The following is a 25,221-nucleotide window of genomic DNA, read 5'->3' on the forward strand; positions in this document are numbered from 1 at the left end:
TTCGTATGACCAACCAGGAGCTGGCGAAGGTCGCCAATGAGGTCAGGAAGGGTGTCGTGACTGCGGTTCACGCGGCCAAGTCGGGACACCCGGGTGGATCGCTCGGTGCTGCCGACATCATGACGTATCTGTACTTTGAGGAAATGAATATCGATCCTGCCGACCCTCACAAGGCCGATCGCGATCGCTTTGTGCTCTCCAAGGGTCACGCGGCGCCGGGCCTGTATTCGGTGTTGGCAAATCGCGGCTATTTTCCCGTCGAAGAGCTCGAGACGCTCCGCCATATTGGCAGCCGACTGCAGGGCCATCCCAACATGAACGACGCCCCTGGCATCGATATGTCCACCGGATCGCTCGGTCAGGGCATCTCTGCTGCAGTTGGAATGGCGCTTGCCGCTAAGCACTGGGGCGACGGCTACCGTGTCTACACGTTGCTGGGCGACGGTGAGTGCGAGGAAGGCCAGGTGTGGGAGGCGGCCATGTTCGCCGGCAACCATGCACTCGACAATCTTGTTGCCGTCGTCGACCACAACGGCTTGCAGATTGACGGCACGATCGATGAGGTCAACTCGGCCATGCCGCTCGCTGACAAGTTCCGCGCCTTTAAGTGGCATGTGATCGAGCTCGCCGACGGTAACGACATGGCGCAGATTGAGGCGGCTTTCGCTGAGGCTCGTGAGGTGACCGGCGTGCCCGTCGCTATCATCGCCGAGACGGTGAAGGGCAAAGGCGTCTCCTTTATGGAGAACCAGGTTGGCTGGCATGGCAAGGCGCCCAACGATGAACAGTTTGAGCAGGCCATGGCCGAGCTCGCGGCAGCAGGAGAGGAGCTCTAATGGCAGAGGTCAAAAAAGTCGCCACGCGCGTAAGCTACGGCGAGGCGCTCGTCGAGTTGGGCAATGAGCACGATGACTTTGTAGTGCTCGATGCCGACCTGGCTGCCGCTACGCAGACGGGTAAGTTTAAGGCTGCGCACCCTGAGCGCTTCTACGATGCCGGCATTGCCGAGAGCAACTTGATGGGGCTCGCCGCCGGCATTGCGACCACGGGCCACGTCGCCTTTGCGAGCACCTTTGCCATGTTCGCCGCCGGCCGTGCGTACGAACAAGTGCGTAATTCCATTGGCTATCCGCACCTCAACGTCAAAATCGGTGCCACGCATGCGGGTATCTCGGTCGGTGAAGACGGCGCCACGCATCAGTGCTGCGAGGACATCGCGCTCATGCGCACGATCCCGGGTATGACGGTAATCGTTCCCGCCGATGACATCGAGGCTCGCGCTTGCGTGCGCGCCGCCTATGAGTTTGAGGGCCCGGTTTACATGCGCTTCGGCCGCCTGGCAACACCGGTCATCAACGATCACGAGGACTATGAGTTCAAGATTGGTCGCGGCGTGGTTGTGCGCGAGGGGTCCGATGTGACCATCATCGCTTGTGGCCTTATGGTCGCCGAGGCGCTTGAGGCTGCCGAGGCGCTCGCTGCCGATGGTATCGATGCCGAGGTCATCAATATGCACACGATCAAGCCGCTTGATGAGCGCCTGGTGGTTGCCAGCGCCAAGAAGACCGGTCGTGTGGTCACTGCCGAGGAGCATTCGATTATCGGTGGTCTTGGCGAGGCCGTGGCCTCGGTGCTCGCGGAGCAGCATCCGGCGCCGATGCGTCGCGTCGGCGTGCGCGATGTGTATGGCGAGTCCGGCCCTGCGGTCGATTTGCTGCACAAGTACGGTTTGGACGCCGACGGCATCGAAGCTGCGGTCAGGTCCGTGTTGTAAGGAAGGTTTCCATGGGATTTGTATCTGCCAACCAAGTGACAATCGGGTATACCGCCGCCTCGCGCGAGGACGCCCTACATTATTTGTCCGAGCAGGCCATCGAGCTCGGCTTTGCCGATGACGCATCTGCCGTAGAGGCCGCCTTCATTGCTCGCGAGAACGAGGCCGAGACCGGCCTTGTCGCCGGTTTTGCCGTTCCGCATGCCAAAAGCGACGCGATCCACACGCCGGGCGTAGCCGTGCTTAAACTGACCGAGCCCGTTGAATGGCCGAGCTTCGATGGGGTGCCCGTCGATGTTGCGCTCGCGCTGTACGTGCCTGCCGGCGAGGCTGGAACCACGCATCTGCGCCTGCTCTCCAAGGCTGCCGTAATGCTGATGGACGCCGGCTTCCGCGACAAGGTGCGCGCGAGCACCGATCCCGTTGAGATTGCGGAGCTCATCAATAGCGGACTCGAAGACTAGGACGGTCATCCCGTTCAATCAATCGATCCTTCTCCAAGGAAAAGGGCCGCGACGCCATATAGGTGTCGCGGCCCTGTTTGCGTTTCCCCAGATAAAACCTGCCAAAATAAACCTATCCCTTTTTGGCAGGCTAATCGTGAGTTATTTCACCGCAACTTAGGGCACGGTTAGGAAGTGTGCACCTTAAAGAGTGGAGCCCTTGATTAGAGAGGTCGCGCTCATCTCTCTAAATGTCTCTCTAAAGAGAAGGTTGGTTAGAGAGATAGCATTAGGCAATCTAGCAGCGAATTCGATACATCTCTCTTAATGTCTCTCTAAAACAAGGCGCTTATCTCTCTAAAGTTAGAGAGATAAGCGCCTTGTTTTAGAGAGACGGAATGCCAAAATTCGTCCGTCAGCTACCATCTGCCAAAAATGACGGATAAAGGGCTCATCGAAGTAATGGGTTCATCGACGAGCCGCAACCGCCGCTATCGGAAGAAGTAGATGCAGCCGAATTGCCCCTCTATCGTCTCTCGAAGTTTGATGGGTGCTAGAGGGGCGACTGCCTCGCGATATTTTCCCAAGATAAAACCTGCCAAAACAAACCTGTCCCTTATTGACAGGTCAGTTAACGCAGTCCAGGTTGAGCATATGTGAGCGAGCGGGCTCCGGGTGCGGTAAGGTGACGTGAAACAAGCGGGCGCTGACCTTTTGGTCGCGCCCGTGAAGTTGAACGTCAGATTGCCGTGCCCGGAGCCCGCGCAGCGCCGAGCAGTTACGCCGTTTGTAAAACGGCGTAATCTAAAGGTTCATGTTGCCGTGAATGTAGGGGGTGACCTCGGGGGAGATATGGTCGCAGCCCAGTTCGCGCAGCGCGGACTTGATAACGGCGGGCAGCGGGGTTTTGCCCTCGGCATCGACGGCGTTGCCACCGAGGGCAGCAATCTTGGCGACATCTGCGGGTGCGGCCTCGATATGCATGCAGCCGCCGATCAAGCGCGCGCGTACCTGTGCCAGATCAAGATCGTGCAGGTAATCCTCGCAGGCGCGGATTAAATCGACCTTCTCGCGTGTAAGCTCCTCGCCCGTGGGGACGCGGGTGGCAAGACATGCTCCCGCCGGCAGGTTCCAAACGGGATAGCCCCATGCGCGCAGCAGCTCGCGCTCTTCGTCCTTGGTAAAGCCGACCTCCATGAGAGGGGAGCGTACGCCGAGCTCTTTTGCCGCACGCATGCCGGGGCGGTAGTCACCGCGATCGCTTGCATTGCTGCCATCGATGACGGTGGGAAAGCCGAGCGACTTGGCGTGGTTGACGATGGCGGTAAAGCCGGCGTGCTTGCAGTGGTAGCAGCGATTGGCATCGTTGCAGGCTACCTGGGGGAGCTGCAGCTGATCCACCGAAAGATTGAGCACGGGGAGTTTAAAATGCGGTCCTTCATTGGCTTGTCCATCAACGGACCGCTCAAACGAAGCCTGCTCGGGCGTGCCGATGAGCGGCGTGGTGAGATGGACGAGGAGGGTATTGGTAGGCATGATGCGGGCGCATACGGCGGCCAAAAAGCTGCTGTCGACGCCGCCGGAAAACCCGATAGCCACGCGCCCGTATGCCAAAAGCAGCTGTTCGAGCGCCGATAGCTTGTCTTGAAGCTCCTCTGCGGGTGCCGTGGTGTCTAAAATCATGAAACGATCCTTATCGTTGAGTACTCGATTGAAAACTATAATCCTAATGCGTTACTTGCCATAAGACTTCTATCTGTGTAACGAAAGTGCAATATGGTATATACGTTATATACAAGTTGTCAAATGCGGTAGAGTTGCGGCAATGCGACAGCGAGAGTCGATGGGGGACCGATATGATCAAGGCTGTTATTTTTGACATGGATGGAACGCTGGTCGATACCGAGCGTTTGGGGATTAGGGCCTGGAAGGCAGGCGCCGCTGAGCTGGGGCTCGCGATTGATGAAGCGCTGATCCATCAGTTTATCGGTCGCACGCTACCCGATGTCATGAACATCCTCGATAAGCATTACGGCAGCCACGAGACCGCCGAGGCGATCTATGTCCGCCACAAGGAGATTCGCGACGAGATGGTCAAGACCGATCTGGAGCTTAAGGCCGGCGCTGCCGAGTGCATAGACGAGCTGTTGGCTGCGGGCTATCACGTGGGCCTAGCGACGTCGTCGCGCCTCGTTACGGCCGAGCGCAACCTTAAGATGGTCGGTCTTTTTGACAAGTTTGAAACGGTAACGTGTGGCGAGGACGTCGTGCATGGCAAGCCCGACCCCGAGATGTATCTGCTCGCCTGCGAGCGCGCGGGCTTTACTCCCGAGGAATGTGCCGTGGTCGAGGATTCGCGCAACGGCTGCGTCTCGGGCATTACGGCCGGCTGCCACGTCTTTGCCGTCCCCGATATCGTGCCGCTGCCGCAGGACGTGGTGGATGGCTGCGAGGCCGTGCTCGATACGTTGTTCAATCTGGCGGCGGCGGTCAAGGCCGTGCGCTAGACAATTGCGGCGTTGAAACGAGCAATTGCTTACGTTTGCGCTTAAACAAAAGGGGTCCGGCAATGGTCGGGCCTCTTTTGCTTGAGCGACGACTTAGCATACTTGCGGGCGTGCTATAGATACGCACCGAGGTTGATGGCCGTGGCGCCGGTCTGGCTGCTTGCCTGGGTGCTGGCGCGTTCCAGCAGGAACGGACGTACCAGTTCTTGGCGGTTGATGTCCTCGGCGGCGGTGACTGCGGTGACGGTGCGCGCTGTAGAGCCGACGCGGATATGCTTGGTCTTTGCTGGGGCCTTGTTCTCGATTTGCTCCATGAGCAATTGAACGCCCTTGCGGCCAATCTCGTAGCCCGGGGGCGCTACCGTAGTGAGCGGGACCGATCCGCTCCAAGCGAGCGGGTTGCCGTCGCATCCGGCCACGCGTACTTGCCCGGGGACAGAGATGCCCTTGTCGACCAGTGCCGAAACGACGCCCGAGGCCAACACATCGGTCAGGCCGACGACAAAATCGGGACGTTCGTCCGCGGGGCGCTCGGCGATTTGGGCACCGATGCCGTAGCCGTCGGCAGCGGTATTCCATTCACCGGCGTCGATGACTTCGATCTTGATATCGCGGTGCAGGGCGAGCGCCTTATGAATGCCAAGGACGCGCAGGGTGAGTTGCATAAATGCTGCTCGGCCGACGACGACAATATGGTGCGCGCCGCGGGCGATAGCAAGTTCGGCAATGATGCGACCCTGGGCCTCGTTGTCGGCCGCTACGTAGTAGCCGGGCTCGGAGCAATGGATGTCCAGATGGACGATCGGCACGGGCATCTTGGTCATGGCGGGGTGCCAGTCGGGGGATGCCATGGGCTGAACCATGACGCCGGACATCTGGGTGCCCATAAAGTAGCGCAGGTAATGGTCCTCTAGAATATCGTCGTTATCGGCGTTGGCGATGAGCAAGTCGTAGCCGTGCTTGCGGGCCTCGTTGTGGGCGCCGCTGGCGATTTGGAGCGAAAAGCCGTGATCGAGACGGGGGAGCACCAGGCCAAAGGACTTGGTGGCGCCGCCTGCGAGCTGACGGGCGCTTTGGTTGGGCAGGTAGCCAAGGCGATTGATGGTCTCGTTGATGAGCTTGAGGGTCTCGGGGCGCAGCTTTTCGGGGTGGTTGAGCGCGTTGGAAACCGTGCCCAACGAAACCCCGGCCTCGCGCGCGACGTCGCTGATTTTTACCTTTGCCATAGCGGCCCCTTTGATGCGTTTCAAGTACAAGCCAGATTGTAGCATCCCAAACCTACCAAAAAGGGACAGGTTTATTTTGGCAGGTTTTATCTGGGCAAACGCTATTGCCAGCGCGACCACCACGAAGGGGGCAGGCACCTTTGTGGTGGTTTGGACCGGCTGGACGTGTGTGCATCGAGTGGTATCTAAGTTGAGATACCACTTCTGGTATATCAGCTTGCGTTTGCGTGAGTACAATACTCGAACGTTATACGTCTCAGCGCCCCTTGTGCGTGGACGTCTTGCAGTCACGCGAACGAAGGGATTTATCCTATGTGCGGAATCGTCGGCTACACCGGCTCTGATATTGCAAAGAACATCCTGGTCACGGGCCTCAAGCGTATGGAGTATCGCGGCTATGACTCCTCGGGCGTCGCGCTCGAGGTGGGCGAGGGCGCCGCGGCGCACCTCGACGTCATCCGCCGCGTGGGCAAGGTCGCGGGCTTGGAGAGCGAGCTTTCCAACATCGACAGCGACGCTACCTGCGGTATCGGCCACACCCGTTGGGCCACCCACGGCAAGCCCTCCGTCGTTAACGCTCACCCCCACACCAGCTGCGACGGCCGTATCGCCATCGTCCACAACGGCATCATCGAGAACTTCGCCGAGCTGCGCGAAGAGCTGGAGGGTCGCGGCCACCACTTTAAGAGCGAGACCGATACCGAGGTCTTCGCGCATCTGATCGAAGAGGCTTATGCCGAGGCGCACGACCTGATGGCCTCCGTGCGCGAGGCTTGCACCCACGTGGTCGGTGCCTATGGTTTGGCCGCCGTGTGCGCTGACGAGCCCGGCGTGATCGCCGTGGCCCGCAAGGATTCCCCGATCGTAGTCGGCGTGGGCGAAACCGGCTCCTATGTTGCTTCCGATGTCATCGCGCTCATCGACGCCACCCGCGATGTCGTGGTGCTCGAGGACGGTCAGTTTGCCAAGCTCACGCCCGCAGGCGTCGAGTACACCGACGAGGCCGGCAACGTTATCGAGCCCAAGGTCACCCACATCGACTGGGACCTGGACATGGCAGAAAAGGGCGGTTATCCCGACTTTATGCTCAAGGAGATTCACGAGCAGCCGCGCGTCGTGCGCGACACGCTGGTTGGTCGTATGACGCCGGCCGGCGAGCTCGACATCGACGAGCTGGGCCTTTCGCTCGAGGAACTCAACGACATCGACCGCGTCTACGTGATCGCTTGCGGCACCAGCTATCACGCTGGCCTCATTGCCAAGAATCTCATTGAGGGCTGGGCTCGCATCCCCACCGAGGTGGAGGCGGCCAGCGAGTTCCGCTATCGCAATCCCATCATTACGCCGACGACGCTTGTCGTTGCCGTGTCTCAGTCGGGCGAGACGGCCGACACCCTTGCCGCCATTCGCGACGCGCGCATCAAGGGCGCCAAGGTCTTCGGCATCACCAACGTGGTGGGCAGCCCCGTGGCGCGTGAGAGCGACGGCGTCATCTACACCAAGGCCAACAAGGAGATCGCGGTCGCCTCGACCAAGAGCTTCATCGGCCAGGTTGTGAGCCTGACGCTGCTGGCCCTGCTGCTGGCGCAGGTCAAGTACCGCCTGACCACCAAACAGGCACGCATGCTGTTCCGCGAGCTTTCCGATACTGCCGAGCAGATCCAGTGGATTTTGGATACCCAGACCGAGGCCGTGCATGAGGCTGCCCTGCTGTGCAAGGATGCGCAGTCGGCGCTGTTCGTGGGCCGCGGCATGGGTGCCGCTATTTCCTACGAGGGTGCGCTCAAGCTCAAGGAGGTCAGCTACCTGCACGCCGAGGCCTACGCCGCCGGCGAGATGAAGCACGGCCCCATTGCCCTGATCGACCCGGGCTTCCCTGTCATCGCTGTGGCCACCAAGAGTGCCACCTACGACAAGACCGTGTCGAACCTTATGGAGTGCAAGGCGCGCGGTGCCAAGGTCATCGTCGTTGCCACCGAGGGCGACGAGGAGATCAACAAGATCGCCGACTGCATCATCCGCGTGCCGGCAGTCCGCGACGTGTTCAGCCCCATCACGGCGAGCGTTCCTCTGCAGCTGCTCGCACGCGAGGTCGCCATCCTGCGCGGCTGCGACGTCGACCAGCCCCGAAACCTCGCCAAGAGCGTCACGGTAGAGTAGTTGGTTCCGCCGTTCTAGCGACTAAGGCCCGGCTCCGCATCAAGACGGAGCCGGGCCTTTTCTGCATTTGCCCAGATAAAATCTGCAAAATGAACCTGTCCCTTTTTGGCAGGTTAGCGGAGCTTGCTGGTCTCGAAGTACTCGGGGAACTGGTCCAGAACCTCGGTTTGGTTGCGGAACATCATGTGCAGGTGCTTGCTGACCAAAAAGCTCGCTTCGATGGGGTCGCGACCGGCGATAGCGCGGCGAATCTGCTTGTGCTCGTTCACGATGTCCTGATTGTCGAGAACCTGCGTGGCGGCGCGCAGCCAGCGGAAGCGCTCAAGGTCGGCATTGGTCTCTTCGAGCCACGACCACACGGTGCTGCGACATGCGATGCTAAAAATCATGTGATGCATGAGGTTGTCGCTCAAAAAGAAGCCGATGCGATCCTCTTCGGCCATGGCCTTTTCCTGCAGCACGATGGCGCGGTCGAGCTGCTCGATGCCAGCCGACGTGGCGCGCGCGCAGCACTCCACGATCACCTGCTTTTCCAGATGCTCGCGGATGTAACAGGCACTCTCGGCAAGGGTGAGGTTGATGGGCGAGACGTAGGTACCGCTCTGGGGCACGGTGCGCACCAGGCCTTCCTGCGCCAAACGAACCAAAGCCTCGCGCACAGGGGTGCGCCCCATATCTAGGTCGTCGCAAAGTTGCTTGACGCCCAGCTTTTCGCCCGGCTTGTAGTCCAGGTAGACGATTTTGCGTCGAATGGTGTGGTAGGACTGGTCCTGTAGGCTCGTTTCCTGCTCGCCGACGTGCATCGATTCTTCCATAGCGCCTCGCAACTGTTCTATCAAACTCATATGTCAGTTGTTAATTATGCCGCGAATCAGCTCTCCGCGGTGGGTAATTCGGCTGTTGCCTGAGAACTATTGCGGCATCTTAGTCTGTGTTTGCGCAAGGCTGCGCTCAATGTTGCCGTATCATAAGCCGTCGCAAACGTGAAATAGAAAGAAGGAATCCCATATGCAACTGGCAAATATCGTACGCGAGCGCTGGAAAGGCGTCTTGTTCTGCCTGATCATCGCTATCCCCGCGACGTTGCTCGGCAAACAGATTGAGGTGGTCGGCGGGCCGGTATTTGCCATCCTTTTTGGCATGGTCCTGGCGCTCGTCTTTCCCAAGAATCGTCGCGAACCGCTCGCCGCCGGCGTTACCTATACGTCCAAAAAAGTCTTGCAGTACGCGGTTATCCTGCTTGGCTTTGGCATGAACCTCTCCCAGATTCTGTCCAAGGGCGCCCAGTCGCTGCCGATTATCGTGGCGACGATCTCGACCTCGCTCGTCATCGCCTTTGTGCTCTGCCGCGTTATGAACGTGCCGGGCAAGATCGCGACGCTTGTGGGTGTGGGTTCGTCGATTTGCGGCGGTTCTGCCATCGCCGCGACCGCACCCGTCATCGATGCCGACGATCGCGAGATTGCCCAGGCTATTTCGGTCATCTTCCTGTTTAACGTTATCGCGGCGCTCGTGTTTCCGACGCTCGGCGGCATGCTCGGGCTGACCAATGAGGGCTTTGGCCTGTTTGCCGGTACCGCCATCAACGACACCTCGTCGGTAACGGCTGCGGCGAGCGCCTGGGACAGCATGCATCCCGGCGCAAATGTGCTCGAGAGCGCCACGGTGGTCAAGCTCACCAGGACGCTGGCTATCATTCCCATCACGTTGGTCCTCGCATGCTGGCAGATGCATCTAGCACGCAAGGCCGGCGGCGACGCCAAAAGCACGTTCTCGCTTAAACGCGCGTTTCCCATGTTTGTGCTGTTCTTTGTGCTGGCGAGTGTGATCACCACGGTGCTTCAGCTTCCCGCGTCCTTTACGGCGCCCATCAAGGAGCTGTCGAAGTTCTTTATCGTGATGGCCATGGCGGCTATTGGTTTTAATACCGATATCGTCGAGCTGGTCAAAAAGGGCGGCAAGCCCATCGCGCTGGGCTTTTGCTGCTGGATTGGCATTGCGTGCATGAGTTTGGGAATGCAACACGTGCTGGGAATCTGGTAGAGAAGTAGCTTGTTTGCGTGCTGCGTGCTGCGTGCTGGTGAGCGCAAGCCTGCGGTGGAGCGATAGGAGCTCTTGCGGGTATGGCTTGTCCGCAGGTTTATAAGTCCCGAAGAGCTCTTATCGCCCCGCCAGGATGGCGATGCGGGGCAACACCTATACTCGCAGGACGGCGCTTTCTGCCCTATAGTGTTTGGTGAGCAATATCGTTCAATTTTGAAACACTCGGTCGTGCGACCGTCGACGGTTGCACGTCGCTGCGGACAGGGGCAAATCATGGATAGCGATGCCAAGCTGAACATCTTGACCGAGGCCCTGGCTGCTGCCGGGGCCTCGGCATTGGCAATCGATGCGCGTGGGGACGTCGCGATCTCGACCATGAATGACGCGGCGCTCGAGCGGGATGTGGCGGCTTTTGTCGCTGAGCGCCTCGACCGTATAGGAGACGGCGCGCGTCTGGTTATGGGACGTGCGGGTGCGCGCCTGAGCCTGACCGTTCGCCCCACCGACAAAGAGGGCGGGGGCCTTTGGGCCGTCGTGGTCCGCGAGGTGCGCGGTGCCGCGGCGCATGCGGGTATCGAGTGGCTCAACGCCGACGAAGTTGAGGCTCGCTACGAATCGAGCGCGTACGGCATCGTTGAGGGGGCGGCCTCGGTGGCTGCGCCGGTTGCAGAGAGTTACGCGCGCGGTGTGCCCCTTATGCTCGAGGGCGAGCTGGGAGCGGGTCAGGTCGAGATCGCCAAGCGCCTCTATCTGGACGGTCCTTTTGCCGGTCAGCCCTTTGTTTCCGTTGCGCTCGATGAGCTCACCGAGCGCGGTTGGCGCTATGTGCTCAAAAGCGCCGAATCGCCGTTGTTCCAAACGGGGCTGACCCTTTGCATTGAGGGCTGGAACGCGGTTGGCCCCCAGCGCCTCCGCGAGCTGGTCTCCACGATGACCGACACCGCGTTGGCGACGCGCTGCCATGTGGTGCTGACAGCGAATGACATGCCGGGCGGCGGCGAAAGTGATCAAGCCGCGTTTGTGACCGAGCGCTTCGCCTGCGCGGTGAGCGTGGCGCCGGCAATCGCCGAGCAGGGAGCCGCGTCGACGAAGGTTGCGCGCTATTTGGAATATCTCGCTGATGCATTTGAGACAGCAGCACCCACGCTGTCTGCCGCGGCGACGAAGACGCTCGATGCTTACCGCTGGCCGCGCAATTATCTGCAGCTCCGCGAGGTCTCGGAACGACTGTATATATTGGCGGGGACGGGCACGGTGGACCGCGCTGTGGCGGAGGAAGTGCTCGCCCAAGAGGACGTGATTAAGACCGCAACCTTTGGCGCCCCGACGCTCGAAAGTGACCTGTATATCCTGCGACCGCTGGCCGATACCGAGCGAGATATCGCGCATCTAGTTGTAGACCATCTCCACGGCAACCGAACCCGTGCGGCGGAGGTGCTGGGCATAAGCCGTACAACGCTGTGGCGCTTGCTGAAGGACGATGACCGTTGAGCGAGGCGCCCGTGACCGCGCGCGACGCGTGTGCTACAGTCCAAAGCGTTATTGTTTCGATTTGGTTACGGCGTGCGAGGGCATATGGCTGAGACTTCAAAACCGAGCCGCAGAAGGCGGAGCGCCGCGCCGGTTAACCGACGCACGACATCGGTGACGTGGGGCAAACACGCCTCGGGGTTTGATGGCTCGTTCAAGCGCACTAAATACGGCTATCCTTCGGCAAGCGCCCGCTTGGCAATGCAGGCAGAGTCCTCGCTGTGGGGCCGCAAACGCGTGGTGGGCTCAAAGCTCAAGCACGACGGAACGCTCGGCTACATCAGCCGCGGGGCGGCTCGCCGCAGCGGGCTCAATCCCGCCGGCTGGCATCGCTACGTGCCGATCGTGGCCGCCGTTGCAGTGATCGTCATCGCGCTCGCTGCGCTTGGCTACGCCGGCGGTGGCGCCAACTTGGACGCAATGTTTAAATCGCCCGAGCTCGCGCATGTAGGTACAGAAGTTGTCGAGGGCGCTCAGGCCCAGACGGGCGTCGCGCCCCAGCGCGGTATCGTTGCGGCGGCCTCCACCATCGCAGATGCTCAAAAGGACGAAGGCGAGCAAGGTAACGACGCCGAAACGACCCAGACGAACGAAACGACGACAACGGCGACGTCAATATAAGCTACGAGTGGGGTAGCTAATTTGGGACGGGCTTTTTTAGCTGCCCAAGACAGTGGCTCATTCGATGTCAGTCGCCAAAAGCGAGCGAGCCGCATTTGCGCCAAGGTGACGTGAAATGAGAGGGCGCTGACCTTCTGGTCGCGCCCTCGAAATTGAACGTCAGATTGGCGTGAATGCGGCCCGCGCAGCGTCAACGAGCCCGCCGTTCGGTAGAACGGCGGAACTAATTACCTTACGTAGACGACGTTGTCGCGGCGCGGTTTTGCCTCGGGTAGCGTGTCCTCGGCGTAGCCAAGAATGCAGTTACCGACACCGCGCAGGTTGCCGTCGGCGGGCAGGCCCCAGCTGGCCAGCAGCTCCAGGCCCTCGGGCGAGTCAAAGACCTCATGCGCGCGGTGAATCCAGCACGAATCGACACCCAGTGCATAGGCGGCGTTGAGCAAGTTGCCCATGGCGAGCGAGCCGTCTTCCAGATGTGTGGGCACGCTGCGGTCAACCAGCACCACCACAACGGTCTTGGCGCCATAGAAGGGGTCGCTGTTGCTGTCCATGACCTGGGCGTTGAGCTGTGAGAGACGCTCGACGGTCGCGGGGTCGGTGACGGCGACAAACGTCACCGGCTGGCGGCCCATGCCGCTCGGTGCATATTGGCCGGCTTCGATAATCCGTGCAAGCTTTTCGGCCTCGACGGGACGATTGCTGTATTTGCGGCAGCTGCGGCGGTGAATGAGTGCTTCGATAGTCTCCATGGTGTCTCCTTGCGGTGGCGTTGCAGATGCCCCGTTCATACCCGTCGGGCTTAAACGATAGACGGTCAATTGCCCGGCCAAAAGGATAGATTCCAATTGGGAAAGTAGGTTTGCATAAAAGTACCTTCAGAATGTGACAAACAAATGGGATGGTTAAACGTTTTATCCCGTCTACCCTGCGCTTTTTTACCACTTGCCTAAATGACGAACGCATAACCTTTGATAAAGGTTTTACTAAAGGAGTACCAACGTTTATCAATGCGCCGTGGTGGCGCCGGGCCAGGAGGTAACATCATGTTCCAGGCTGGAGATGTCGTCGAGACCGATTTCGAAGGATTTCTGAAGCTGCTGCGTTCCAAGACGCGCGCTTTCGTGTCGATCAACGATCACGAGTACTACATCACGCACACCGATGGCTATTGGCGTGTTCAGGATTGCGAGGCCCTCAACGACAAGGGCCACTTTACTGACTGCTCCGAGCTGGTCAACACGGTCTGCGAGGTCGTCGAGCTGCCGTGGATTGCCGGCAAGAGCCTGCATGACAGCTTCTCGGGTGCTACGGTCTATGAGGCCGTCGCTGCTTAACAGCCAACACTCGATATTCTCTCGCAACCGCCGGCGCCGCCCCCGCGCCGGCGGTCTTTTTTGTCGATATGCTTATGTAGAGCCGACCATAAACAACGAGCTTGTTGACGATAGTCAAAACTCGGACTAATTGTAGAGATATTAATTGGTCAAAACTCGGACTATCGAATGGTGGGAGAGATGAATAGTGCAGTTAGCCCGGTCGATTTCGACCGGATGCTCGTCGACACGAGTGCGGCGGGCGGAAGCGTTGCCGTGAGTCGGCTGACGAGTGAATGGTTCTACAGCAAACAGACCATCAATTCGGCGATCAAGACGCTTAGGGCGCGAGGGCTTGCGACGTTGGAGTTTGCCGAGGGCAGTCGTAAGAACAAGGTTGTGCGACTGACCGAAGAAGGCGTGCAGTTTGCCAAGCGCTACGCGTTGCCGGCGCAAAAAGCCGAGCAACAGGCATTCGAGGCGCTCGAGCCGTGGGAACAGCGCGAGATCATGCGCTTGGTCGGTAAGTTCTCCCATGTTCTTAACGAAGAGTGCGAGGCATTTAAACGGCAAGTGGCCGCCGAGAACGAGGCTGACGATAAGGGCGAGGGGGACACATGCGACTCTTAATGAGGTTTATGAGGCCGTACCGCGGTCTGATTGCGGTGACGCTGTTTGCGGTGCTGATAGATAACGTCGGTACGCTGTTGGTTCCCACGATGCTGGCGAACATGGTCAACACCGGTATTACCACGGGCGACATCGACTATATTTTACGCAACGGCCTGTACATGCTTATCGCGACCGGCATGGCCAGCGGCGGCACGGTGTTGGGCTGCTATCTTTCGGCGCGCCTGGCCGCCAACGTGGCCTGCGATATCCGCAATGCCGTGTACGACAAATCGCTCGAGCTCGCGGCCAGCGATTTTGAGCGCTTTGGCACCGGATCGATGATCACGCGCTCGCTCAACGACGTCAACGTGATTCAGCAGGCGATTCTGCAGACGATTCAGCTGGTGCTGCCCGTGCCGTTTTTGGCTGTGGCGGGCATCATATTCGCCTGGTTTATCGATCCCGCCATGGGCACGCTTCTGGGCGTAGTCGTTGCGATTGTGCTGGTGGCGGCGGTCTTTACGGTTGCCAACGCGGCTCCGATCTTTATGCGCCTACAGGGCTTTATCGACCGCATGAACGTGGTGCTGCGCGAGAATATTGTGGGCGTGCGCGTCATCCGTGCGTTTAACAAGGAGCGCCACGAGGAACGGCGTCTGGACGAGGTGTTTAGCGAATACGCCGCCAACGCCATCAAAGTCAACCACCTGTTTGTGGGCCTCGACAGCTCAAGCTTCTTTTTGATGAACATCGCCGAGGTGGCGGTGCTGTGGGTGGGCGGCAACCGCGTAGGCGCCCACGCCATGCAGATTGCGAGTATCTCGGCGGTGCTGGAGTATGCAATTCTGATCCTGTTCTTTGTGATGATGGCCCAGATGGTGGTGCTGACGCTTCCGCGTGCTGCCGCGTGCCTGAACCGTGCGCAGCAGGTGTTGGAGATTGAGCCGAGCATCGTCGATGGCGAGCGCACGCTGGATGACGGGGCGCGCGAGCCCCAAGACGAAGCCGATGCGGTGGCCATGTTCGACCACATGTCGTTTCGCTTTGACGATGCCGACGAGGACACCCTGTGCGACCTGAGCTTTGCCTGTCGTCGCGGTCAGACGACCGCAATCGTCGGCTCGACGGGTTCGGGCAAGTCGACGGTGGCCAAGCTCTTGCTGCGCTTCCACGATGCCACCAAGGGCGCCATTCGCCTGGACGGTGTCGATCTGCGCGAGCTTTCGCAAGATGAGATCCGTGGACACATCGCCTATGTGCCGCAGAAGGCGTGGCTGTTCTCGGGCACCGTGGCAAGTAATCTGCGCTTTGGCAACGAGGACGCGACCGAGACCGACATGCTTCACGCGCTTGAGGTTGCCCAGAGCACCTTTGTACTCGATCAGCCGCAGGGGCTCGATACCCCGGTGGCGCAGGGCGGCACGAACTTTTCAGGCGGCCAGCGCCAGCGCCTGGCCATTGCTCGCGCGCTCATGAAGCATGCCGATCTATATATCTTCGATGACAGTTTTTCGGCCCTGGACTTTAAGACCGATGCCGCCCTGCGTCATGCGTTGCAAGACGAGACGCGTGACGCTGCGGTGCTCATCATCGCGCAGCGCATCTCGACGATCTTGCACGCCGACCAGATCGTCGTGCTCAAGGATGGCGAGGTTGTGGGCTTGGGCACGCATGGCGAGCTTATGGAAACCTGCGAGGTGTACCGCGCCATCGCGGAATCGCAGATGAAGGGAGGTGAGTAGCATGACCGAGGAGCTCAAGAAGCAGGGCGGCGTTGATGACGCCGCTGCCGCGGTACTGGTCGAGGAAACGGCTGCCGTGGCACCCGAGCTGGATGACGCCGCCAAGGCTGCAGCCGAGCGCGAGGCTCGCCGCCAAGCGCTCTACGAGGAAAACGAACGTGCCGAGGACGAGCGCGCCCGCGCCGAGGCAGAGCGTATGCGCGACGTGGACGATGAAGACGAGGACGAGACGCCTCGAGATACCTGGGCGACGGTGCGCCGCCTGTGGAGCGAGGCTGCCGGCGACCATTGGCGCTTCTATATCGTGTTCGCGAGCATTGTGTTCTATGCCATCTTTAACACTGCTGCGCCGGCATATAGCGCCCGCGTGATCGATGAGCTGTGGAGCCACATTCAGGTGGCGTTTGCCAACGACACCACCTTCAGCATCACCTGGGAGAACTGCGGCAGGACTATCTTCATCTACTTTTTGATTTGGACGGCCGCCGCTTCGTTCTACGCGCTCCAGAGCTTTTTGATGTCGAGCGTTGCCGAACGCCTCAACCTGTGCCTACGCAACCGCATCGCACAAAAGCTCAACCGTCTGCCGCTTGCCTTTTTTGACGCGCATCGTCCCGGTGAGGTCGTCAGCCGTGCGACCAACGACTTGGACAAGATGTCCGAGAGCATGCAGCGCGGCTTGCTGCAGCTTCTGGTGTCGATCGGTACCGTGGTGGGCGCCGTGAGCGTGATGTTCGTGTTTAGCGTGCCACTTACGCTGGTCTTTTTGTTCTTTACGGCGTTGTCGCTGCTGGTGACCAAGGTGGTCTCGCGCCGCACGCATGACGTAACCGGTGAGCGCCAAGAGTGGGTGTCCAAGATTACGAGTGCGGTCGAGGAAGGCTACTCGGGCCGTCTGGTGATTCGCGCGTTTAACCGCGAGCGCCAAAGTTCTGCCGAGGTGCACCAGGCCTCGGGCGAGCTGGCACGCGTGAGTGCCAAGGCCGACTTTATGATTAACGCCGTCGGCCCCGCGGTGCGCTTTATCGGCCGCCTGGCACAGATCGTGATTGCGATTATGGGCTGCAGTATGCTGGTTGCCGGCCACATGACCGTCGGCGTGTTCCAGGCGTTCTTCCAGTTTATCTACGAGGCGTCCGAACCCATGACGCAGCTGTCGTTTACTTTCAACTCGCTGCAGAGCGCGCTGGCGAGTGCGGAGCGCGTGTTCGACCTGCTTGATGAGCCCGAGATGGAGGCCGATCCGCTGCCGGACGAGGCCGCCAAGCTGCCGGGTCGCGTTGAGGGCCGCGTCTCTTTTGAGCACGTGCGCTTTGGTTATTCGCCCGACAAGCCGCTTATGCACGACGTGTCGTTTACCGCCGAGCCGGGCCAGAAGATTGCCGTGGTGGGAACCACGGGCGCAGGCAAGACGACGCTCATCAACCTGCTCATGCGCTTCTACGAGATTGACGGCGGGCGCATTACGCTCGACGGCGTGGACACGAGCCGCATGGATCGTGGCGAGCTGCGCCAGCAGTTTGGCATGGTGTTGCAGGATGCCTGGCTGTTCGACGGAACGATTGCCGAGAATATCGCCTATGGCTGCCCCGAGGCGACGCGCGAGGAGATCGTGGCGGCCGCACGCGCCGCGCAGGTCGACTTCTTTGTGCGCACCATGCCGCAGGGCTATGACACGCGCGTGGCCAACGATGCCGAGAGCATTAGCCAGGGTCAGCGCCAGCTGCTGACCATTGCGCGCGTGCTGCTCAACAACCCGGCGATTCTCATCCTGGACGAGGCGACGTCGAGTGTGGACACGCGCACCGAGCTCGCCATCGGCCGCGCCATGGACGCGCTCATGCGTGGGCGTACGAGCTTTGTGATCGCGCACCGTCTGTCGACGATCGTAGATGCCGACCTGATCTTGGTCATGGATCACGGCAACATTATCGAGCAGGGTACGCATAAGGAGCTGCTGGCTGCCGAGGGTGCCTACGCCGACCTCTATCTGAGTCAGTTCGCATAATGTGACAAAGGGACAGTCCCTTTGTCACATCGCAAATAAGGCGCGCCGGGCGTGAATCCTCTGGCGCGCCTTTGCGTTGGCGTCAATGTTGTCGGTGGCCGTCCGGCTCTAGCGTTCGTCCACGAGCTTGGCGACGAGGGTTTTGAGCTCGGCTACCTCTCGCTCGAGTTCCTTGACGCGGCGGGCGTTCTCGGTGATGCCCTGACGGTTGAGCGCGGACTGCTCGGCGGCGGCGTCGGGCATGTACTCGCGATGCTGCTTGGCATCGAAGCTCTCCTCGAACACGCGGCAGCCGTTGCGCTTGATGATGCGTCCCGGCACGCCCACGACGGTGCAGTTGTCGGGTACGTCCTTGACGACGACCGAATTGCCGCCGATTTTGACGTTGTTGCCGATGCGAATGTTGCCGAGCACTTTAGCGCCTGTGCCCACGGTGACGTTGTTGCCCAGGGTGGGGTGGCGCTTGCCGGTCTCGTTGCCGGTGCCGCCAAGCGTGACGCCCTGGTAGAGCACGCAGTTGTCGCCCACAATGGTGGTTTCGCCGATGACGACGCCCATGGCGTGGTCGATAAAGAAATGCTTGCCGATCTGTGCAGCGGGATGAATCTCGACGCCGGTAATGTGGCGGGTGATTTGCGAGAGCACACGGGCGAGCGAGCGATGGCCATGCTCCCAGAGCCAGTGCTCTGGCACGTGGTTCCACTTGGCGTGCAGGCCGGGATAGGAAAGGAAGATGACCAGACCGTTTTGCGCGGCGGGGTCTTGCGCCTGGACGGTCTTGATGTCCTCGCGAATGGTATTGATAAAGCTCACCGACCGCCCTCCCTTAGCGCCATGGCAATGCGATTCAATAAAGTATAGCGATTCGCTAGGGATTAGGAAGGACAATCTTGGCGGCTTTGCACGACAGGTGTCAGTTATGCAAACTTGCTGGTAATGGAGTCATGCTTTTGTGGGGTTGCGCACGAGGGGGCACCGCAACCGTATACTGGTCAACTTGGACGTGTCCGCGCCCACAACTGAGAGGTTTTACTTCATGGGTTTCATCAATTTTATCGCCGAGCTGCTCAAAGACCCGCGCACCGCGATTGCCAGCTGGATCGCCGCCGGCCCGCTTATGGCCTACGGCTGCGTGTTCCTGATCATCTTTATCGAGACAGGCGTGGTGTTCTTCCCGTTTCTCCCTGGCGATTCGCTGCTGTTTGCTTCGGGCTTCTTTGCCCACAACGGTGGCTTTAACATCGTGGCCCTGCTGGCCACCGCATGGGCCGCAGCCATCCTGGGCGATCAGTGCAACTTTATGATCGGCCACTTCTTTGGTCGCAAGATCATCGCTTCGGGCAAGGTAAAGGCCATGACGCCCGAGCGCATCAAAAAGTCCGAGGACTTCTTGGATAAGTGGGGCCACCTGGCCATCTTCCTGGGCCGCTTCTTTCCGTTTATCCGCACCTTTGTGCCCTTTATCGCCGGCATGGGCGGCATGCACTGGCGCAACTTCGTTGTCTTTAACGTGCTGGGCGGCATTACCTGGTCGACGCTCTTTACGCTGCTGGGCTACTTCTTTGGCGGCATTCCCTTTGTGCAGGAGCACTTTGAGCTGCTGATTATCGGCATTGTCGCCGTGTCGATCATCCCGACCGTGGTCGGTCTGGTTAAGGCTAAGCTGGGCAAAAAGAACGCGTAGCTCGAGCCAGCGCGCAAACCGTGCAGTTGAGGCCCGTCACCGCTTACGGTGGCGGGCCTCTTTAGTTTCGGTCAAATGAAAATACTTTACTTAGTTAAAGAAAAGCGTTTTATCAGACGCGTACGGGGAGTACAATCTCGTGCATGCGAATCGACGTGCCATCGGCTTTGATGCTGTTCGCGTGTCCCGTCCGGCTCTACGCTCCGGGCGTGCGACGTTGCGACGCGGTCGGCCTCGGTCCTTGCGTGCGAGTTCGCGAGTATGCAACTGTGTATGTAAGGAGCGACATATGATTGTCGAGAAGAAGGATATCGATTGGGGTAGCCTCGGCTTTGGCTACATGAAGACCGATTACAGCTACGAGGCTCATTGGAAGGACGGCGAGTGGGACGAGGGCGGCCTGACCACCGACCACACCTTGCATGTCTCCGAGTGCGGCGGCATCTTCCATTATTGCCAGGAGGTCTTTGAGGGCCTGAAGGCCTACACCGCCGAGGACGGCAGCATCGTCTGCTTCCGTCCCGACATGAACGCCGAGCGTATGTATAACTCCGCGCAGCGCCTCGAGATGCCCCCGTTCCCCAAGGACAAGTTTGTCGAGGCCGTCAAGCAGGTCGTCTCTGCCAACGCCGCCTGGGTTCCGCCTTTCGGCTCCGGTGCAACCCTGTATGTGCGTCCGTTTATGATCGGCTCCGGTGACGTGATCGGCGTGGCTCCCGCTCCTGAGTACACGTTCCGCATTCTCGTGACCCCGGTCGGTCCGTACTTTAAGGGTGGCCTCAAGCCTGTCAAGCTGCGCGTTTCCGAGTACGACCGCGCCGCACCGCACGGCACCGGCAACATCAAGGCCGGCCTGAACTACGCCATGTCCCTTAAGCCCACGATGGAGGCTCACCGCGAGGGCTATGCCGAGAACCTGTATCTCGACTCCGAGTCCCGCACCTATGTCGAGGAGACCGGTGGCGCCAACGTCCTGTTCGTGAAGGAGGACGGCACGCTTGTCGTCCCGCAGTCGCACACCGACTCCATCCTGCCCTCCATCACGCGTCGTTCGCTCGTTCAGGTTGCTCAGGACCTGGGAATGACCGTCGACCAGCGTCCCGTCGAGTGGGCCGAGGTCAAGGCCGGCACCTTTGTGGAGTGCGGCCTGTGCGGTACCGCTGCCGTCATCTCCCCGGTCGGCGAGATCGACAACAAGGTCTACGGTGCCGATGAGACCGTGACCTTCCCGGCTGGCTACACCGAGATCGGTCCTGTGATGAAGAAGCTCCGCGAGACCCTGACGGGCATCCAGTCTGGTGCTGTTGAGGATAAGCACAGCTGGGTTTACACCGTCGCGTAAGCTGTTTTAGCTGTCCGGCCCGAGGGCGACCTTCCTTTCCGGCGCGTCCTCGGACATGAAAGAACCCCCGCTGCGCACTACGTGCGGCGGGGGTTCTTTCGTCCTGCGGAGTGCGCCGGAAAGGAAGGTCGCCCTCGGGCCTGCGTTACCTCGGCGCTGCCGTTGCGGGCAATATAGATCTGAATAAAGATGGTGCGCGGCCTATTGGCCGCGCTTTTGTTTTGGTTCGCGCCATGTGGGGGTGGTGGCGACGTGCATTTTTGCGAGTATTCTGCAATCGAAGACCCCTGCATACCGGCCTCGGGCGAAAAATCGGGATTTCTCGATGTTTTCTACGAATGATGGGCGGGGTTATGGGCTGACAGCGTTTGATTTGTAGGGATATTCGCGGTCTTTGGCATTTATCGTGGCGCCCGAAACTCTTGGTTATGCTGAATACTCCCAAAAATGCACGTCGCCTTGAGGGGGACCTTCGCGACAAAGGAAACCGCCTCGTCGAAGTATGCATTCGACGAGGCGGTTTATGCATATACCCGATTAAGGATACGCTGCGGATCTGTTAGAACTTGACGGTCGGTGCCTGGCGGGCAGCTTCGGCGGCCTCGAAGCCCTGGCGCTCCTTAAACTGGAAGATGCCGGCAAAGATGACGGCCGGGAAGGTCTGGATGGCGTTGTTGTAGCTGAGCACGCAATCGTTGTAGCTCTGGCGCGCGTAGCTCACCTTGTTCTCGGTGTCCTCGAGCGTGGACTGGAGCTGCGTAAAGTTGGTGTTCGCCTTAAGGTCGGGGTAGGCCTCGGCCACGGCAAAGAGCTGGCGCAGGGCGCCGGTCAGCACGTTGTCGGCTTCCATCTTGGCTTCGGGCGTGGTGGCGCTTACGGCGGCGTTGCGCGCGTTGACCACGGCGGCAAGCGTGTCCTGCTCGTGTTTGGCGTAGCCCTTGACGGTCTCGACCAGGTTAGGGATCAGGTCGTTGCGGCGCTGCAGCTGCGTGTCGATGTTCTGCCAGGCGTTATCAATGCGATTGCGCTTGGTGACCATGTTGTTGTAGATGCCGGCGATGGCGCAGACAATCACAATGACAACAACGATACCGATGATGACGGGAATCATGGTGTCTCCGTTTCGAATGGCCGCGGCGTCTTCCGCCGGCTGCCGTTGGTGTAACGCTACTAGTATACCCGCAACCTTTGGCGATACCGAACTTTCCGGTAAGCGTTATGTTTCCACCAAGGTAAGGCCATTCGCCAGGGGGCGGGCGATACAGGTGTAAGATATGCGACAGATTAGTGAGCGTTGTCTTCTCCTTGAGGAGGGCGATATATATGGACCTTCGTATCAAGAAAACCTATCGGGCCCTGTTCGAGGCCTTTACTGAGCTGCTCGAAGAGCATCGGTTTGAGGACGTGACGGTTGCCATGCTGTGTGACCGCGCTATGATTCGTCGGACGACGTTCTACAAGCACTTCCGCGACAAAAACGATTACTTTGCCTTCTATATCGATGAACTCATGTCGGGCCTGCCGCAAAAGCGGGCCGATGCGGATGGCGCGGAGGGCGCCGAGGACGTGCGCGCGCTTCGCCACGAAGTGTTCGCCGATGCCATGGATCTGATTCTGGCGCATGAGCAGCTCATGGATAACATTTTGGCGAGCAGTATGTCGGGTATGCTGACCAGCATGATTTGCGACCGCATCGCGCGCTCCATACGCGGGCGCGTGATGAGCGCGCTTGACGAGGACGCGCTCGCGCCCGTATCGCTCGAGACAACGTCTGAGTTTGTCGCCGGCGGCATTATTCGGCTCTTCACTATGTGGTGGGAATCGGGCCACGTACTAGAGCGCCGATCCGAAATCGCCGACGTGGTCGATGCACTGTTCGAGCGGACCATGACGCCGGTGGGTCACTAAGAGTGGCGGAGAGAGGGGGATTCGAACCCCCGGAACGCTCTCGCGCTCAACGGTTTTCAAGACCGCCGCATTCAACCGCTCTGCCATCTCTCCGTGAGTCGTAATGATAGCATCGTTTTGGATTTGCAACAGGGAAGGCGAACGATGACGATCACCGAAATCGATGAGAAGTTCATGCGTGAGGCGCTGGCCGAGGCGCGCGCCGCCGCTGCGGTGGGCGAGGTGCCCATCGGAGCCGTAGTGGTGCGCGACGGCGAGATTGTCGCGCGGGCGCATAATCGCCGCGAGCTCGACCAGGATCCTTCGGCGCATGCCGAGTTTTCGGCCCTGTGCGCCGCCGCTCAGTCGCTTGGACGCTGGCGTCTTTCCGATTGTACGGTCTACGTGACGCTCGAGCCCTGCTGCATGTGCGCGGGGCTTATGGTTAACGCGCGCGTGGGGCGCTGCGTGTACGGCGCGGCCGATGCTAAAGCGGGCGCTCTGGGGTCGCTATACGACCTCAACGCCGATTTGCGCCTGAATCATCGGTTTAATGTGACCGCCGGCGTCCTGGCAGACGAGTGTCGCGCGGTGCTAAGTGGTTATTTTAGTGGGCTGCGTGGCGCCGATGGTGCTGGCTGCGGTTGTGGGGCCGATCTTGAGGCACATGCCGCTCATGCCGAGGCGCTCGCGTGTGTCGAAGAAATTGCTGTTGAGGCGGTCGATTTTGGTGCCGCGTGCCGCCGGCCCCGCCGTGTGCTGCTGGCGATTGATTCCTTTAAGGGCAGCGTTTCGAGCGCGCAGGCGGAGGAGGCCGTTGCCGAAGGTGTGCGCCGCGTGTGGCCCGATGCCCAGGTAAGCGCGCTGCCGCTGGCGGATGGCGGCGAGGGAACGCTCGATGCCGTTGCCGCGTGCGGCGGTGAGCTCTCGACCTGCGAGGCTGCAGGCCCCTTGGGCGACCGGGTGTCTGCCCGGATGCTGGTGGACGGCGAGCGCGAATCTGCTGTTATTGAGATGGCCGAGGCGGCGGGTATTGGGTATTCGCCTTGCACGGAATCGGCGGCGCTTGCGGCTTCGACCTATGGCGTGGGTGAGCTGATGCTCCGTGCGGTTCGTGGCGGGGCAAAGACTATCTATATTGGTTTGGGCGGCAGCGCCACCAACGACGGTGGCGCCGGCATGCTGCAGGCGCTGGGCGCGCACGTTGTCGATAAGCGTGGCTGCAATATCGCCCCCGGTCTCGCAGGCCTTGAACACGTGGGGAGTATCGATTTGGCACCAGCGCTTCGGGCGCTGAATGGCGCGCGCGTCGTGGTGCTTTCCGATGTCGAGAATCCGCTCGTGGGGCGTCGAGGCGCACTGGCGGTGTTTGGTGGGCAGAAGGGCTTGCCGACGGATGACGACGAGGTGTTGCGCAGGTACGACAGCTGGATGGTCGGCTATGGTCGCCTGCTCGATGCGGCAATTACCGGGGCGCGGGCTCAGGGGTTGTTGCGCGTGCCCGAGGGTGCGCGGACATTTGGCTCGGTGCTCGGCGTGCCCGGCGCCGGCGCCGCCGGCGGCCTGGGCGCCGCGCTGCTAGCGCTCGGTGCGGAGCTGCGCTCGGGCGTGGAGACGGTGCTCGATCTGATTGGGTTTGACGAGCGCGTGCGCGATGCCGACCTGGTCATTACAGGCGAGGGCAATATGGACGAGCAATCCGCTGCCGGCAAGGCGCCGGTGGGCGTGGCCCGCCGTGCCAAGCGCTATGGCAAGCCGGTGGTCGCCGTCGTGGGCGGTCGTGCCGACAACCTGGATGCGGTGTATGGGCAGGGTATTGACTTGGTTTTGCCGATCTGCCGCAAGCCCATGCCCCTCGACCAGGCGCTCAATCCTCAGGAAGCCACAACCAACCTCATCTTCGCCGGTGAATCAGCCGCCCAAGCCTACGACCTCGCTCGCCTCTAAAACCCAACTCCCTATAAGTTGCGGTGGAATAGTTCCTGTTTGGCGGCTCAGGCGGCAAAAACAGGAACTATTCCACCGCAACTTCGAGAATGGCTATCCGAGGCTGGTCGCCTTGGGCCTTGGGTCGGACCGTCCGCCATGAAATGCGGCCATCTACTACGTTTAGCCGAGCACCCTTGACCATCCCGGATTTTGTGAAATTAAAACCGCAGGTAGAAAGCTTGCCGATTTTCGAAAAAGCCGGCTATGGTTGACCCCTGCGGCCTAAACGTAGTAGATAGGCCCCTTTTGTGGCACGGCAGCAGACCAGTCTTTTTGGGACGTGTCTCTATAGTTTTGTCAACCGCGTGCTTCGCGCCATTTCGGCATGACGCATCCGGGC

At 60.2% G+C, this 25,221-nt stretch carries 22 protein-coding genes and 1 tRNA gene; 16 read left to right on the forward strand and 7 right to left on the reverse strand.

What is annotated here, in order from left to right; genetic code table 11:
• Window positions 1–5: 5 nt before the first annotated feature.
• From I2H81_RS09295 to I2H81_RS09305, 3 genes are read left to right on the forward strand one after another with little or no spacing between them, the layout of a single operon-like run.
• A complete protein-coding gene (locus tag I2H81_RS09295; protein ID WP_195361472.1) occupies window positions 6–836 on the forward strand; it encodes a transketolase in 831 nt (276 codons plus the stop codon).
• Window positions 836–1,774, forward strand: coding sequence for a transketolase family protein (locus I2H81_RS09300; RefSeq protein WP_195645350.1), 939 nt, complete (start codon window positions 836–838; stop codon window positions 1,772–1,774). The genes I2H81_RS09295 and I2H81_RS09300 overlap by 1 nt, the downstream gene beginning before the upstream one ends.
• Window positions 1,775–1,785: 11 nt before the next feature.
• Window positions 1,786–2,238 (forward strand): PTS sugar transporter subunit IIA, encoded by a 453-nt coding sequence (locus I2H81_RS09305; RefSeq protein WP_055310174.1) that lies wholly within the window; start codon window positions 1,786–1,788, stop codon window positions 2,236–2,238.
• A 783-nt stretch (window positions 2,239–3,021) separates the two neighbouring features.
• Here the strand turns inward: I2H81_RS09305 and larE are convergent.
• On the reverse strand, window positions 3,022–3,900 hold the full coding sequence (larE, locus tag I2H81_RS09310; protein WP_195645351.1) for an ATP-dependent sacrificial sulfur transferase LarE: 879 nt from the start codon (window positions 3,898–3,900) through the stop codon (window positions 3,022–3,024).
• A gap of 173 nt (window positions 3,901–4,073) precedes the next feature.
• Here larE and I2H81_RS09315 point away from each other — a divergent pair, with 173 nt between their 5' ends.
• Window positions 4,074–4,724 carry an HAD family hydrolase gene (locus I2H81_RS09315; protein WP_195645352.1) on the forward strand — a complete coding sequence of 217 codons (651 nt, stop codon included), beginning with the start codon at window positions 4,074–4,076 and terminating at the stop codon, window positions 4,722–4,724.
• A gap of 113 nt (window positions 4,725–4,837) precedes the next feature.
• On the opposite strand, the gene I2H81_RS09320 is transcribed toward I2H81_RS09315, so the two are convergent.
• The gene (locus I2H81_RS09320) at window positions 4,838–5,950 is read right to left on the reverse strand and encodes a LacI family DNA-binding transcriptional regulator (RefSeq protein WP_229108162.1); all 1,113 of its coding nucleotides are present in this window, start codon (window positions 5,948–5,950) and stop codon (window positions 4,838–4,840) included.
• A gap of 312 nt (window positions 5,951–6,262) precedes the next feature.
• Here I2H81_RS09320 and glmS point away from each other — a divergent pair, with 312 nt between their 5' ends.
• Complete coding sequence (glmS, locus tag I2H81_RS09325; RefSeq protein ID WP_195645354.1) at window positions 6,263–8,110, forward strand: glutamine--fructose-6-phosphate transaminase (isomerizing); 1,848 nt, start codon at window positions 6,263–6,265, stop codon at window positions 8,108–8,110.
• A gap of 113 nt (window positions 8,111–8,223) precedes the next feature.
• Here glmS and I2H81_RS09330 read toward each other — a convergent pair whose 3' ends face one another.
• Window positions 8,224–8,925: a GntR family transcriptional regulator gene (locus I2H81_RS09330; protein WP_050766156.1), complete on the reverse strand. Its 702-nt coding sequence runs from the start codon at window positions 8,923–8,925 to the stop codon at window positions 8,224–8,226.
• Between the two features lie 193 nt (window positions 8,926–9,118).
• Here I2H81_RS09330 and I2H81_RS09335 point away from each other — a divergent pair, with 193 nt between their 5' ends.
• The 3 genes from I2H81_RS09335 to I2H81_RS09345 all read left to right on the forward strand — a co-directional run bounded on the left by I2H81_RS09335 (window position 9,119) and on the right by I2H81_RS09345 (window position 12,304).
• Window positions 9,119–10,153: a YeiH family protein gene (locus I2H81_RS09335; protein WP_195645355.1), complete on the forward strand. Its 1,035-nt coding sequence runs from the start codon at window positions 9,119–9,121 to the stop codon at window positions 10,151–10,153.
• Between the two features lie 273 nt (window positions 10,154–10,426).
• On the forward strand, window positions 10,427–11,644 hold the full coding sequence (locus I2H81_RS09340) for a helix-turn-helix domain-containing protein (protein WP_195645356.1): 1,218 nt from the start codon (window positions 10,427–10,429) through the stop codon (window positions 11,642–11,644).
• An 84-nt stretch (window positions 11,645–11,728) separates the two neighbouring features.
• Window positions 11,729–12,304, forward strand: a complete 576-nt coding sequence (locus I2H81_RS09345; protein WP_195645357.1) for a hypothetical protein — start codon at window positions 11,729–11,731, stop codon at window positions 12,302–12,304.
• A 227-nt stretch (window positions 12,305–12,531) separates the two neighbouring features.
• Here the strand turns inward: I2H81_RS09345 and I2H81_RS09350 are convergent, their stop codons facing one another.
• Window positions 12,532–13,053 (reverse strand): nitroreductase family protein, encoded by a 522-nt coding sequence (locus tag I2H81_RS09350; RefSeq protein ID WP_195645358.1) that lies wholly within the window; start codon window positions 13,051–13,053, stop codon window positions 12,532–12,534.
• 294 nt (window positions 13,054–13,347) lie between these two features.
• On the opposite strand from I2H81_RS09350, the gene I2H81_RS09355 reads away from it, so the two are divergent.
• The 4 genes from I2H81_RS09355 (at window position 13,348) to I2H81_RS09370 (ending at window position 17,979) form a co-directional block, all read left to right on the forward strand.
• Window positions 13,348–13,638: a hypothetical protein gene (locus I2H81_RS09355; RefSeq protein WP_006235631.1), complete on the forward strand. Its 291-nt coding sequence runs from the start codon at window positions 13,348–13,350 to the stop codon at window positions 13,636–13,638.
• A gap of 180 nt (window positions 13,639–13,818) precedes the next feature.
• Window positions 13,819–14,247 carry a MarR family winged helix-turn-helix transcriptional regulator gene (locus tag I2H81_RS09360; RefSeq protein WP_195645359.1) on the forward strand — a complete coding sequence of 143 codons (429 nt, stop codon included), beginning with the start codon at window positions 13,819–13,821 and terminating at the stop codon, window positions 14,245–14,247.
• The gene (locus I2H81_RS09365; protein ID WP_229108170.1) at window positions 14,247–15,971 is read left to right on the forward strand and encodes an ABC transporter ATP-binding protein; all 1,725 of its coding nucleotides are present in this window, start codon (window positions 14,247–14,249) and stop codon (window positions 15,969–15,971) included. The genes I2H81_RS09360 and I2H81_RS09365 overlap by 1 nt, the downstream gene beginning before the upstream one ends.
• Before the next feature lies 1 nt (window position 15,972).
• Window positions 15,973–17,979: an ABC transporter ATP-binding protein gene (locus I2H81_RS09370; RefSeq protein WP_229108163.1), complete on the forward strand. Its 2,007-nt coding sequence runs from the start codon at window positions 15,973–15,975 to the stop codon at window positions 17,977–17,979.
• 108 nt (window positions 17,980–18,087) lie between these two features.
• On the opposite strand, the gene cysE is transcribed toward I2H81_RS09370, so the two are convergent.
• Window positions 18,088–18,792, reverse strand: a complete 705-nt coding sequence (gene cysE / locus I2H81_RS09375; RefSeq protein ID WP_195645361.1) for a serine O-acetyltransferase — start codon at window positions 18,790–18,792, stop codon at window positions 18,088–18,090.
• 223 nt (window positions 18,793–19,015) lie between these two features.
• Here cysE and I2H81_RS09380 point away from each other — a divergent pair, with 223 nt between their 5' ends.
• Entirely contained in the window at window positions 19,016–19,663 is a 648-nt protein-coding gene (locus I2H81_RS09380; RefSeq protein ID WP_195645362.1) for a DedA family protein, read from the forward strand.
• Between the two features lie 289 nt (window positions 19,664–19,952).
• Window positions 19,953–21,005: a branched-chain amino acid aminotransferase gene (locus tag I2H81_RS09385; RefSeq protein WP_195645363.1), complete on the forward strand. Its 1,053-nt coding sequence runs from the start codon at window positions 19,953–19,955 to the stop codon at window positions 21,003–21,005.
• A 559-nt stretch (window positions 21,006–21,564) separates the two neighbouring features.
• Here I2H81_RS09385 and I2H81_RS09390 read toward each other — a convergent pair.
• Window positions 21,565–22,116: a LemA family protein gene (locus tag I2H81_RS09390; protein ID WP_195645364.1), complete on the reverse strand. Its 552-nt coding sequence runs from the start codon at window positions 22,114–22,116 to the stop codon at window positions 21,565–21,567.
• 212 nt (window positions 22,117–22,328) lie between these two features.
• Here I2H81_RS09390 and I2H81_RS09395 point away from each other — a divergent pair, with 212 nt between their 5' ends.
• Complete coding sequence (locus I2H81_RS09395) at window positions 22,329–22,913, forward strand: TetR/AcrR family transcriptional regulator (RefSeq protein WP_195645365.1); 585 nt, start codon at window positions 22,329–22,331, stop codon at window positions 22,911–22,913.
• 3 nt (window positions 22,914–22,916) lie between these two features.
• Here I2H81_RS09395 and I2H81_RS09400 read toward each other — a convergent pair.
• Window positions 22,917–23,006 (reverse strand) — tRNA-Ser (locus I2H81_RS09400).
• A gap of 51 nt (window positions 23,007–23,057) precedes the next feature.
• Here I2H81_RS09400 and tadA point away from each other — a divergent pair.
• Window positions 23,058–24,839 carry a tRNA adenosine(34) deaminase TadA gene (tadA, locus tag I2H81_RS09405; RefSeq protein WP_195645366.1) on the forward strand — a complete coding sequence of 594 codons (1,782 nt, stop codon included), beginning with the start codon at window positions 23,058–23,060 and terminating at the stop codon, window positions 24,837–24,839.
• The last annotated feature ends 382 nt before the right edge of the window (window positions 24,840–25,221 follow it).

The organism is Collinsella aerofaciens (assembly GCF_015561195.1).
Lineage (GTDB): Bacteria > Actinomycetota > Coriobacteriia > Coriobacteriales > Coriobacteriaceae > Collinsella > Collinsella aerofaciens_AC.

Bases quoted from the DNA above. Each gene is read 5' to 3' on its own strand.
- I2H81_RS09295 (WP_195361472.1), top strand. From the start codon at position 6: ATGACCAACCAGGAGCTGGCGAAGGTCGCCAATGAGGTCAGGAAGGGT.
- I2H81_RS09300 (WP_195645350.1), top strand. From the start codon at position 836: ATGGCAGAGGTCAAAAAAGTCGCCACGCGCGTAAGCTACGGCGAGGCG.
- I2H81_RS09305 (WP_055310174.1), top strand. From the start codon at position 1,786: ATGGGATTTGTATCTGCCAACCAAGTGACAATCGGGTATACCGCCGCC.
- larE (WP_195645351.1), bottom strand. From the start codon at position 3,900: ATGATTTTAGACACCACGGCACCCGCAGAGGAGCTTCAAGACAAGCTA.
- I2H81_RS09315 (WP_195645352.1), top strand. From the start codon at position 4,074: ATGATCAAGGCTGTTATTTTTGACATGGATGGAACGCTGGTCGATACC.
- I2H81_RS09320 (WP_229108162.1), bottom strand. From the start codon at position 5,950: ATGGCAAAGGTAAAAATCAGCGACGTCGCGCGCGAGGCCGGGGTTTCG.
- glmS (WP_195645354.1), top strand. From the start codon at position 6,263: ATGTGCGGAATCGTCGGCTACACCGGCTCTGATATTGCAAAGAACATC.
- I2H81_RS09330 (WP_050766156.1), bottom strand. From the start codon at position 8,925: ATGGAAGAATCGATGCACGTCGGCGAGCAGGAAACGAGCCTACAGGAC.
- I2H81_RS09335 (WP_195645355.1), top strand. From the start codon at position 9,119: ATGCAACTGGCAAATATCGTACGCGAGCGCTGGAAAGGCGTCTTGTTC.
- I2H81_RS09340 (WP_195645356.1), top strand. From the start codon at position 10,427: ATGGATAGCGATGCCAAGCTGAACATCTTGACCGAGGCCCTGGCTGCT.
- I2H81_RS09345 (WP_195645357.1), top strand. From the start codon at position 11,729: ATGGCTGAGACTTCAAAACCGAGCCGCAGAAGGCGGAGCGCCGCGCCG.
- I2H81_RS09350 (WP_195645358.1), bottom strand. From the start codon at position 13,053: ATGGAGACTATCGAAGCACTCATTCACCGCCGCAGCTGCCGCAAATAC.
- I2H81_RS09355 (WP_006235631.1), top strand. From the start codon at position 13,348: ATGTTCCAGGCTGGAGATGTCGTCGAGACCGATTTCGAAGGATTTCTG.
- I2H81_RS09360 (WP_195645359.1), top strand. From the start codon at position 13,819: ATGAATAGTGCAGTTAGCCCGGTCGATTTCGACCGGATGCTCGTCGAC.
- I2H81_RS09365 (WP_229108170.1), top strand. From the start codon at position 14,247: ATGAGGTTTATGAGGCCGTACCGCGGTCTGATTGCGGTGACGCTGTTT.
- I2H81_RS09370 (WP_229108163.1), top strand. From the start codon at position 15,973: ATGACCGAGGAGCTCAAGAAGCAGGGCGGCGTTGATGACGCCGCTGCC.
- I2H81_RS09380 (WP_195645362.1), top strand. From the start codon at position 19,016: ATGGGTTTCATCAATTTTATCGCCGAGCTGCTCAAAGACCCGCGCACC.
- I2H81_RS09385 (WP_195645363.1), top strand. From the start codon at position 19,953: ATGATTGTCGAGAAGAAGGATATCGATTGGGGTAGCCTCGGCTTTGGC.
- I2H81_RS09390 (WP_195645364.1), bottom strand. From the start codon at position 22,116: ATGATTCCCGTCATCATCGGTATCGTTGTTGTCATTGTGATTGTCTGC.
- I2H81_RS09395 (WP_195645365.1), top strand. From the start codon at position 22,329: ATGGACCTTCGTATCAAGAAAACCTATCGGGCCCTGTTCGAGGCCTTT.
- tadA (WP_195645366.1), top strand. From the start codon at position 23,058: ATGACGATCACCGAAATCGATGAGAAGTTCATGCGTGAGGCGCTGGCC.